General features: G+C 73.7%; 8 protein-coding genes. 7 read left to right on the top strand and 1 reads right to left on the bottom strand.

All coding sequences use genetic code 11. The features are described from left to right. Positions 1–839: hypothetical protein (locus tag VGR37_04930; protein ID HEV2146739.1), on the top strand; the 839-nt coding region annotated here is incomplete at its 5' end. Between the two features lie 119 nt (positions 840–958). Beyond that, positions 959–3,649 (top strand): DUF5916 domain-containing protein, encoded by a 2,691-nt coding sequence (locus tag VGR37_04925; GenBank protein HEV2146738.1) that lies wholly within the window; start codon positions 959–961, stop codon positions 3,647–3,649. Positions 3,650–3,866: 217 nt separating this feature from the next. On the opposite strand, the gene VGR37_04920 is transcribed toward VGR37_04925, so the two are convergent. Continuing rightward, positions 3,867–4,940 (bottom strand): serine/threonine-protein kinase, encoded by a 1,074-nt coding sequence (locus VGR37_04920; GenBank protein HEV2146737.1) that lies wholly within the window; start codon positions 4,938–4,940, stop codon positions 3,867–3,869. A 148-nt stretch (positions 4,941–5,088) separates the two neighbouring features. Between VGR37_04920 and VGR37_04915 the strand changes: the two genes are divergently transcribed. From VGR37_04915 to VGR37_04895, 5 genes are all read left to right on the top strand, one after another. After that, positions 5,089–5,529 (top strand): hypothetical protein, encoded by a 441-nt coding sequence (locus VGR37_04915; GenBank protein HEV2146736.1) that lies wholly within the window; start codon positions 5,089–5,091, stop codon positions 5,527–5,529. Positions 5,530–5,628: 99 nt separating this feature from the next. Next, positions 5,629–6,282 (top strand): CBS and ACT domain-containing protein, encoded by a 654-nt coding sequence (locus tag VGR37_04910; protein ID HEV2146735.1) that lies wholly within the window; start codon positions 5,629–5,631, stop codon positions 6,280–6,282. Between the two features lie 7 nt (positions 6,283–6,289). Then, on the top strand, positions 6,290–7,465 hold the full coding sequence (locus tag VGR37_04905) for an acetoin utilization protein AcuC (protein HEV2146734.1): 1,176 nt from the start codon (positions 6,290–6,292) through the stop codon (positions 7,463–7,465). Between the two features lies 1 nt (position 7,466). Further along, the gene (locus VGR37_04900; protein HEV2146733.1) at positions 7,467–8,021 is read left to right on the top strand and encodes a GNAT family N-acetyltransferase; all 555 of its coding nucleotides are present in this window, start codon (positions 7,467–7,469) and stop codon (positions 8,019–8,021) included. A gap of 57 nt (positions 8,022–8,078) precedes the next feature. Next, a complete protein-coding gene (locus VGR37_04895; protein HEV2146732.1) occupies positions 8,079–10,133 on the top strand; it encodes a M1 family metallopeptidase in 2,055 nt (684 codons plus the stop codon). Positions 10,134–10,317 lie beyond the last annotated feature (184 nt).

The following is a 10,317-nucleotide window of genomic DNA, read 5'->3' as shown; positions in this document are numbered from 1 at the left end:
CGCCCGAGCCGCCGCCCGCCGAGAGCCCGGCGGTCGCGGCCACCGGGCGCGTCACCGGCTCCCTCGCCGACGGGAGGATCACGCGACCCTCCGACACCCCGGACGCGGAGGGGTGGACCACCGAGATGATGCTCGCCGACGGCAGGCTGGGGTACGACGACGAGCGGGAGGGCCGGACGTGGAATCTCGCGGTGGAGGGGCGTGACTTCGTGGTCCAGTCCAACCGCTCCACCGCCCGGGTGTCGCCCCGGCCGCGTGGACACGTGATCCTGCGGGAGACCGGCCCCGTGACCCGGTCGGTGGAGATCCGGGCCGACGCGGCCGGGCGGGAGACGCGCAGCTTTCACGTAGACGGAACCCGGCGCGCGTACGACGCGGAGGCCGCGGCGTGGACGGCGGGGTTCCTCCAGCGCCTGCACGGGCACCTGAACGAGCGCAGGTCGGGCGGCGCGTCTACCGGCGGCGCCGCGACGGGGAGCGGCGGCGACGGCACGCAGGTCTGGAACGCCACCCACGAGACGGTCCACGAGCACCACGGCAGGCCCGCGTCGGACCTCGAACTCGTCGCGCGGCGGGTGCAGATCCGCGGACGCCAGGTGGTGGGGATCCTCCCCGGCGGGACGCTGACGGTCAGGGAGACGCTGCATCCCGACTACCCGGACCCGGATCCGCTGAAGCCGGGACCGGGAGGCGTCACCACCCGCACCCTGCACGCGTCCCGCACCGGGGCGGGGGGCGTGAGCTGGACCTACCGTGTGAACGGCGTGGAGCGCCCCTTCGAGGGCGAAGCCCGCACCTGGTTCGGCCGCATCCTCCGGGAGTACACCATGCGCGGGTGAGCCGCCCCCGGAGGGGCCGCCCGCCCGTCCACCCATGGCGCTGATCGCAACTTTCGCGTACATTTTCGGCCTCTATTAGCAAGACCGGTAGTGGGACGCGATCCAACGGGAATTTGCAGATGACGAGATCGAGATGCCGGCCGGCGGGGAGGGCCGCGGTGTGCCGCCGGGTCCTCCCGGCGGCGGCGGGGGTGGTGCTGGCCGCCGGAGAGCTGTCGGCGCAGGCGGCCCCCGCGGCCCCGGCCGCGCGGGTGCAGGCGCAGGTGGTGGAGGTGCGCGGCCGGGCGCCGACGGTGGACGGCCGGCTGGACGAGGCCGTCTGGCAGGTCGCGCCGGTCCTCACCGGGCTCACGCAGCGGCTCCCTAGGGAGGGCGCCCCCGCAACCGAGCGGACCGAGGTGCGCTTCCTCCACGACGACGACGCGCTGTACGTGGGCGCCCGGATGTACAAGGACGACCCCTCCCTGCTGCAGGCGCCGGTGAGCCGCCGCGACAACGCCACGCAGGCGGAGCGGATCCTGGTGTCGCTGGACACCTACCTGGACCGGCGGACCGCCTACACCTTCGGCGTCACGGCCGGGGGGGTGCGGCTCGACTGGTACCACGCCTCCGACTCGGAGAGCGCCACCGACGCCTCGTTCGACCCCGTCTGGACGGCGCGCGTCCGCCACGATTCCGCCGGCTGGACGGCGGAGATGCGCATCCCCTTCTCCCAGCTCCGCTTCACCCCGCGGGCGGTGCAGACGTGGGGCGTCAACGTCGCGCGGATGACGCCCACCAGCGACGAGGAGGCGTACTGGGTGATGGTGCCCCCGCGCGAGACGGGGTGGGCGTCGCGCTTCGGCGAGCTCACCGGGATCGCGGGGGTGCGGCCCTCGCGGCGCGTGGAGCTCCTCCCGTACGTGGCCAGCAGCGCCGCCTTCACCTCGGATCCCGGCGCGGGGAACCCGTTCAATGACGGGAGCCGGATGACGGCCCGTCTCGGCGGCGACCTGAAGATGGGGCTGGGCCCCAACCTCACCCTGGAGGCCACCGTCAACCCGGACTTCGGGCAGGTGGAGGCCGACCCCGCCGAGGTGAACCTCTCCGCCTTCGAGACCTTCTTCCCGGAGCGCCGTCCCTTCTTCACCGAAGGGAGCCGTCTCCTGTCCACGGGGAACTACTTCTACTCCCGCCGCATCGGCGCGGCGCCGCGTCCCGCGACGGTGTTCGGGCTGGCCAACCGCCAGGTGGGCGACTACGACTTCCTGGACGAGCCCGGAAACACCACCATCCTCGGCGCCGCCAAGCTCACCGGGCGCCTCCGCTCCGGGACCTCCGTGGGGACGCTGCTCGCCGTGACCGGTGCAGAGGACGTGACGGCCTTCACCGGTGCGACGGGGCGCTTCCGGGAGCTGCGGGTGGCGCCGCGCACCGCGTTCGGCGTGGTGCGCACGCAGCAGGAGTTCGGCGGGTCCGGCTCCACGGCGGGCGTGGTCTTCACCGGGGTGGAGCGCGACCTCGCCGCGGACGACCTGCTGGCCGAGTACCTCCACGAGCGCGCCTACTCCGGCGGCGCCGACTGGAACCTCCGCTTCCGCGGGGGGGAGTACGTGCTGAGCGGCGACGCCGGCTTCAGCTACGTGGCGGGCGACTCGCTCGCGCTTCTGCGCACGCAGCGCTCGCCGGTCCGTTACTTCCAGCGGCTGGACGCCGGGCACGTGGAGGTGGACCCTTCGCGCACCTCGCTCTCCGGTGCCCGCGGCTCGCTGGGGCTCGCGCGCGAGGGCGGCACGCACTGGCTGTGGAGCGGCTTCGTGGAGGCCCGCTCCCCGGGCTTCGAGCTGAACGATGCCGGCGCCATGGGGTTCACCGACCGGATCGGGGCGAACGGGCAGGTCACGTACCGCGAGACCCGGCCCCGCGGCCCTTTCCGCAGCTACAGCCTGGAGGTGGGGAGCGAGAACCAGTGGAACACCGAGGGGCTCCGCACCTGGGGCGCGGCCACCGGCTTCGCGCGCGGCACCTTCCGGAACTTCTGGCGCGGCACCCTCGGCGGGTGGGTGGACTTCCCGGCCCTGAGCGACAACGCCACCCGCGGCGGGCCGCTGCTGGGGACCAGCCAGGCATGGCGCCTCATCCTGGGAGTCGGGAGCCCCTCCAACCGGCCCACCCGGGGGCGGCTGCAGCTCGACCTGGGCGGGGGCGAGCAGGGGCAGGACTACCGTCGCGCCGTCGCGGGGATCTCCTTCCGCCCGGCGCCGCGCTGGCAGCTCGGGATCGACGAGTACTACACCCGCTGGACCGACCCGCGGCAGTACGTGGCCGTGCGGCCGGGCGGGCCCGCGGCCACCTTCGGCCGGCGGTACGTCTTCGGCGAGATCGACCGGAGCGAGCTGGTCACCCAACTCCGGGCCACGTACCTCTTCACCCCGGAGCTGTCGCTGGAAGCATACGTCGAGCCCTACGCCGCCAGCGGGCGCTACCTGCGCTACGGCGAGCTCCCCGCCACCCGCAGCCGCGACCTGCGCGTGTACGGCACGGACGGCACCCGCATCGAGCGCACCGGAGACGAGTACGTGGTGACGGACGGCGCGGCGTCGTTCACGCTCCCCTTCGCCGACTTCAACGTGCGCTCGCTGCGCAGCAACGCCGTGCTCCGGTGGGAGTGGCGCCCCGGGAGCACCCTCTTCGCCGTGTGGCAGCAGGACCGTTTCTCCGACCGTCCCGTCGGCGACCTCGTCGGCCCCGGTGCCATCCTGGACACCTTCCGCGCCGACGGCGACAACTACCTGATCGTGAAGGCGACGTACTGGATCCCGCTGCGGTAGGGAAGTGCGGGAGTGCGGAAGTGCGAAAGTAGGACGGCGCCCCCGTCGGGAGATCCCGGTGGGGGCGCCGTCGTAGGCCGTCACCCGGCGGCCCGAGAGCCGCCACCCTCTCCCAAGTTTGGGAGAGGGGATGAACTGCCCGTAGCCGTCAGCCCTCCCCCAGAATGAGGGTGGCGAGCCTCAAGCGAGCCGGGTGGGGGCCCTTGTGGGGAGGGGGTTACCTCGACTCCGTGTCCGCCCGACGCTCGATGGGCGCGGCCTCGGGCCAGAGGCGGTAGCGGCCCTTGAGCAGCGGGGCGAGGGCGGCGAGCATCCCGGAGATCGTCTGAAAGCGCTGCCCCGGGTCCTGCTCCAGGCAGCGCAGGATGATCCGCTCCAGGTCCGGCGTCACCTGCGGGTTGTGCTGGCGCGGCGGGGTGGGGGGGCGGGTGAGCTGCGGGTAGCGCGTGAGCAGGTCCCCGGTCCGTATCGTCCTCGCCGCGCGCTCGCCGCAGACGGGAGGCGCCCCCCGCGGCTCGGGCCGGTCGTCGTCGTCGTCCTCGTCCCACTCGTCGTCTTCGTCGCGCGGCTCCTCGGTGGGCCAGTGGCCGGTGAGCAGCTCGTACAGCAGCGCGCCCAGGCCGTACACGTCCGTGGCCGGCGACAGCTCCTCCTTCCGGATCTGCTCGGGGGCCATGTAGGGGGCGGTCCCCAGCCGGTCGGCCGGGCGGCGCAGCGGGTGGATCTTCCGCACCACGTCGAAGTCCACCAGCACCGGGATCCCCTCGCGGAGGAGGATGTTGGCCGGCTTCAGGTCGCGGTACAGGTAGCCGCAGCGGTGGAGGTAGTGCACCGCCGCGCCCACGTGCATGGTAGCGCGGATGGCGTCCGGCACGTGCAGGCGCCGCTTGGCGAGCCCCTCCAGCACGTCGAAGAGGGAGGGGCCGGCGAAGTACTCCAGCAGGAGGTAGGGGCGTCCCTCCGCCTCGCCGCTCCCGAAGAAGCGGACGATGTTGGGGTGCTGGAGCTTGGCGAGGACGCGCGCCTCCATCTGGAAGGAGGCCGGCGTCCCGTTCCCCAGGTGGCCGGGGGCGGTCAGCTTCCCCGTGAGCGCGCACCAGTGCTTGTTGCTCCACACCTGGTACAGCTCGGTCGCCCGCCCGCAGGCCAGGTGCCCGATGATGGTGAGCTCCCCGATCCGGTCTCCCACGGCCAGGGAGAACTCGGCGCGAGGGGGGAGGGGCTCGTGCTCCCAGCGGCGCGCGGCCGACAGTCCCTGGTAGCGTGGTCGCGAGATCGCTGGATCGGGCATCATCCGGGTGCGGAGCGGGTTCCTGCATCACGTGGCGGAGAACGTCCCGCCCCCCTGTGCAACCCCCGTACCCGGAGCCGCGCAGGAACGTGGCGTTCCCCCCCGTGTACGTTTAGATTGCCGGTACCCCCCACATCGGAAGGTCCCCATGAACCGTCTTCGCTTTCTCGTGGTCCTCGGAGCGTGCGCGCTGGCCGCGCCGGGCGTATCGCACGCGCAGGGGTGGAGCCCGCCCTCGCGGATGCCGGACATGCCGCGCATGGCCGACCTGCAGGGCTCCTGGCAGGGGGCGGTGGGCGGCTGGGCGGGCCAGATGGCCCAGGTCTCCTCCACTTCCGCCGGTGAGATCCGGGCCGCGGGCGAGACCACCCCGGGGTCCGACCGGGCCAAGCTCGTCCGCTTCACCGCCGGCGTCTTCCCCGTCGCCACCTGGAGCGACCGGAACGGCGACGGCCGGTGCGACATGGTGGAGATCTTCCGCCAGGGGAGCCGCGTCTACCAGCTCATCGACGCCGACTACGACGGCAACCCCAACGTGCTCCGCGTCTACTCCCCCTCCGGGGAGCTCCTCCGCGACGAGCGGCTCTAGCGCGCCGGAGCCCTCTCCGCCTGCCGCCGGGCGGGGCCGCGTGGCCCCGCCCTTTCGCCGCTCCGCAGACTTTCCCCAGCCATGCTCGTACGACACCGCATGACGCGGGACCCCGTCACCGTGGGTCCCGACGACACCCTCACCCGGGCGCTGCAGCTCACGCGCGAGCACCGGATCCGCCACCTCCCCGTGGTGGACGGCGGCGGCGCGCTGGCCGGGATCCTTTCCGACCGCGACATCCGCCTGGCGATGCCCTCGCCGCTCACCGTGGCGGACCCGGAGCGCGTGGGCTTCCTGGAGCGCACCCCCGTGGCGGCGGTGATGACGCGCGAGGTGGTCACCTGCTCCGGGGCGGACCCCATCGAGGACGCGGCCAAGCTGCTGTACCGGCACCGGATCGGCGCCCTCCCCGTGGTGGACGCGGCCGGGACGCTGCAGGGGATCCTTTCCGAGTCCGACCTGCTCTACGCCATGGTGCAGATCCTGGGCGGCACCGAGCCCGCCTCGCGGCTGGAGGTGGCGCTCGCCGACCGCCCCGGGGAGCTGGCCCGGGCCGTGGGGATCCTGGCGGAGCACGCCGTCAACATCGTGAGCGTGCTGGTCTCCCCCGAGCGCGTGCAGGGCGACCGCACGGTGATCTTCCACGTGGGGACCATCGACCCGCGCGACGTCATCGGCGCGCTCGAGGCGGCGGGGTTCCGAGTGGGGTGGCCCTCCCTGGAGGAGGACGTCCGCGCGCTGCTCTCGAGGTGAGGGGAGGATGAAGAGCGCGCTGATCTGGGACCCCCGCGTCCTGCAGTACCGTCTCCGCCCGGACCACCCCTTCAACCCGCGGCGCCTGGAGCTGGCCGTCTCGCTGATGGAGGCGCTGGGGCTGCTGGAGGGGGACGACGTGCGCGTGGTCCCCTCGCGCCCGGCGACGGACCGAGACCTGCTGCGGGTGCACGACGCCGAGTACGTGGCCGCGGTGAAGCGGCTGGGACAGGAGGGCGCCGACACCTCGGAGGCCTGGCGCTGGGGGCTGGGGACCGACGACACCCCCGTGTTTCCGCGGATGCACGAGGCCACCTCGCTGATCGTGGGGGGGACGATCCTCGCCGCGGAGATGGTGATGTCCGGCGAGGTGACGCGCGCCTTCAACGTAGCCGGGGGGCTGCACCACGCCCACCGCGACCGGGCCGCCGGCTTCTGCGTCTACGACGACCTGGCCGCCGCCATCGCCTGGGTCCGCGAGAAGCACGGCGGCCGCGTGATGTACATCGACTACGACGCCCACCACGGCGACGGGGTGCAGGGGATCTTCTACGACGACCCCGACGTCCTCACCCTTTCCCTGCACGAGACGGGGCGCTTCCTGTATCCCGGGACCGGCTTCGTGGACGAGCTGGGGGAGGGGGAGGGGTACGGCTACTCCCTGAACGTCCCGCTCGACCCCTCCACCGAGGACGACTCCTGGCTGGACGTGTACACGCGCCTCCTCCCGGAGGTGGCCGAGGCGTTCCGGCCGGACCTGATCGTCCTGCAGAGCGGGTGCGACGGGCACACGCTGGACCCGCTCACCCACCTCCGCGCCACCACGCGCCTGTACGAGGAGACCACCCGCATCACCTGCGAGGTCGCCGACCGCGTCTGCGGCGGTCGGGTCGTGGGCACCGGGGGCGGCGGATACGACATCTGGCGGGTGGTGCCGCGCGCCTGGACGCTGGTGTGGGCCGGGCTCTCCGGGCAGAAGGCCCCGGACCGCATCCCCTTCTCCTGGCTGGACCGCTGGCAGGGGGAGAGCCCCGAGCTCCTCCCCGAGCGCCTCCGCGACGAGCCGGACGCCTTCCCCCCCGTTCCCCGCCGCGACGAGGTCGCGGCCATCAATCTGCGGACGCTGGAGTCGCTCCGCCGCCAGGCCCTCCCGCTCCTGCGCGGGTGGGGGATGGGATTCTGAGGTGCCCGCCGTGGCCCCCGCGCCGCTCCCGCCGCTCGCCCGGGTCCTCCCCGCGGCGCTCCACGACCGGGAGGGCCGCGCCTACGCCGTGCGCGAGGCGACCCCCGCGGACCGGGCGGCGCTGGAGCGCTTCTACGAGCGCTTCGAGCCGAAGCGCGCCGCGCAGGGGCTCCCCCCCGTGGGCATCGTCCGCATCGTCCGCTGGCTGGACGGGATCCTGTCCGGGGGGACGCACCTGCTGGTGGAGGCGGAGGGCGAGCTGGTGGGGCACGCCTTCCTGGTCCCCACCGACCGCGCCGGCGTCGGCGAGTACGCCATCTTCCTGGACCATGGGATCCGTGGGCGCGGCGTGGGTACAAGGGTGAACCGTCTCGCCGCCGAAGCGGCGGCCGCGCTCGGCCTGCGCCGGCTCTGGCTCTCCGTGGAGCCCCACAACCGCGCCGCCGTGCGGTCGTACGAGAAGACCGGCTTCCGCTTCCGCCCGGAGACGATCTATTCGTCCGAGGCGGAGATGGAGCTGGAGATCCCCCCGGAGACCCCTCCCCCGGCGCTCTGAGCCGGGCGGTGGTCCCGACCTTGCGGGATCCATCGCCCAAAAACCGGAGCGCAACTCGTGATTCAAGCCGTTTTCCGCAGCACCCCCGTCCTGGCGGCGCTCCTCGCGCTCGCCGCCTGCACCCCGTTCGGGCGTCCGGCCACCGGCCCGGGAGCCGGTGCGGACACCGCCACCCGGGAGCTTCTCCGCCCCGTCCCGGTCCCGGCGTCGTATGCCGCCGCCCTGGCGCGGGGGACCCGCTCCCCCACCGGCGCGCCGGGGGACCGGTACTGGCAGCAGCGGGTGAGCTACCGCATCGACGCGGAGCTGGACCCGGCCACCGCCCTCCTCCGCGGCCGCGAGCGGATCGTCTACCGGAACCTTTCCCCGGTGCCGCTCACCACGGTGGTCCTCAACCTCTACCAGAACCTCTTCAGCGAGGGCGTCCCCCGGAACCGCTACGCCCCCATCACCGGCGGGTTCACGCTGGAGCGCGTCGCCGCGCAGGGGCAGCCGCTCACGGAGCGCCCCGTCGCCCAGATCCCGGTGGTGACGCCCCGCGAAGGCGCCCCGGTGGGGTACGCGGTGCAGGGGACGCTCGCCCGGCTGGTGCTCCCGCGCGCCGTGGCGCCGGGGGACAGCGCCGTGCTGGAGGTGGAGTGGCGCCACCGCGTGCCGCCGGCCGGCGCCTTCCGCACGGCGTACGAGGACGCGCTGGGCGGGCGGGTGCTGCAGGTGGCGCAGTGGTACCCGCAGGTGGCGGTCTTCGACGACGTGCACGGCTGGGACGCCACGCCGTACCTGGGCGACGGCGAGTTCTACCTGGAGTACGGCGATTTCGACGTCTCGCTCACCCTCCCGGCGGGGTGGCTGGTGGGTGCCTCGGGAACGCTCCGCAACCCGGAGCAGGTGCTCACCCCGGAGGCGCAGGCCCGGCTGGCGGCCCTGGCCTCCGGCGCCGACAGCGCCGTCCAGGTGGTGGGCCCCGCCGACCTGGCCGCCGGGCGCGTCACCCAGGGCGGCGCCAACGGGAAGGTCACCTGGCGCTTCCACGCGGACAGCGTGCGCGACTTCGCCTTCGCCGCCTCCGACCGCTACGTCTGGGAGGCGGTGCGGGCCTCGGTGGCGGGGGAGGGGGGCGCCCCGGCGCGTCCGGTGCTGGTCCACTCGCTGTACCGCCCCGGCGCCCCCGGGTGGGAGGATGCCGACCGCTACGCCGAGCACGCCCTGGAGTTCTTCAGCCGGCAGGTGATGCCGTACGCCTACCCGCAGCTCACGGTGTCGGAGGGGCCCATCTACGGGATGGAGTACCCGGGGCTGGTCTTCATCGCCCGCCCGACCGACCCCAAGGACCTGTACGCCGTCATCGCCCACGAGGTGGCGCACCAGTGGTTCCCCATGATGGTGGGGCAGAACGAGGCGGCGTACGCCTGGATGGACGAGGGCTTCGCCACGTTCATGGAGAACCGGGCGAGGGAGGACTTCTACCCCGGCGACCGGCCGTTCCTGGACGAGTTCGCCACCTACGTGACGCTGGGCGGCACCGAGCGGGAGGTGCCGCTGATGCGCCACACCGACCTGGTGAGCCCGTACGGCGCCCGCGGCTTCGCGGCGTACACCAAGCCGGCGCTCCTCCTCCGCTCGCTGGAGGGGGTGGTGGGGGACACCGTCTTCGCGCGGGCGCTCCGCACCTATGCGCGGGAGTGGCGCTTCAAGCACCCGTACCCGTGGGACTTCTTCGACACCGTGGAGCGGGTGTCCGGGCGCGACCTGGACTGGTTCTGGTACCCGTGGTGGTGGGAGACGGGGACGCTGGACTACGCCATCGAGGCGGTGGACACCTCGCAGCCGGGGACGGTCCGCGTCACCGTCCGCGACCTGGGAGAGATCCCCGCGCCGATCCCCGTGGTGGTCACCGCCGACAACGGCGCCACCACCCGCGCCGACCTCCCGGTCGAGCTGTGGACGGAGGACCGCCTCCGGACCGCCACCCTCTCGCTCCCGGTGTACGGCCGGGCGGTGCGGGTGCAGATCGACCCGGAGTTCATCTTCCCGGACGTGAACCCGCTCGACAACCTCTGGACCGCCGACGCGCAGCAGGCCGGCGGGAGGCAGGCCGCGGGGGAGCGGTAGGGCGGCGGGGGCTTGGCACCGGGCGTGAACTTCGCCATCGTTCTGGCGTCCCCCGCGGCGCCCCGCCGCGCCAGCCGTTCCGCACCACCTGGACCCCGTATGTCTAAGCTGCACCGTCCCCTGCTGGCCGCCGCGCTCGCCCTGCTCGCCGCCTGCGGCGGGGACGCGGAAGGCGAAACCGGCG

This window comes from Longimicrobiaceae bacterium, assembly GCA_035936415.1.
Lineage (GTDB): Bacteria > Gemmatimonadota > Gemmatimonadetes > Longimicrobiales > Longimicrobiaceae > JAFAYN01.
Note: the sequence above shows the minus strand (reverse complement) of the source record. Positions and strands in the feature narration are given on the sequence as shown.

What these genes read in the sequence shown, in the direction of transcription:
- VGR37_04915 (HEV2146736.1), top strand. Translation starts at nt 5,089, where the DNA reads ATGAACCGTCTTCGCTTTCTCGTGGTCCTCGGAGCGTGCGCGCTGGCC.
- VGR37_04905 (HEV2146734.1), top strand. Translation starts at nt 6,290, where the DNA reads ATGAAGAGCGCGCTGATCTGGGACCCCCGCGTCCTGCAGTACCGTCTC.
- VGR37_04920 (HEV2146737.1), bottom strand. Translation starts at nt 4,940, where the DNA reads ATGCCCGATCCAGCGATCTCGCGACCACGCTACCAGGGACTGTCGGCC.
- VGR37_04925 (HEV2146738.1), top strand. Translation starts at nt 959, where the DNA reads ATGACGAGATCGAGATGCCGGCCGGCGGGGAGGGCCGCGGTGTGCCGC.
- VGR37_04910 (HEV2146735.1), top strand. Translation starts at nt 5,629, where the DNA reads ATGACGCGGGACCCCGTCACCGTGGGTCCCGACGACACCCTCACCCGG.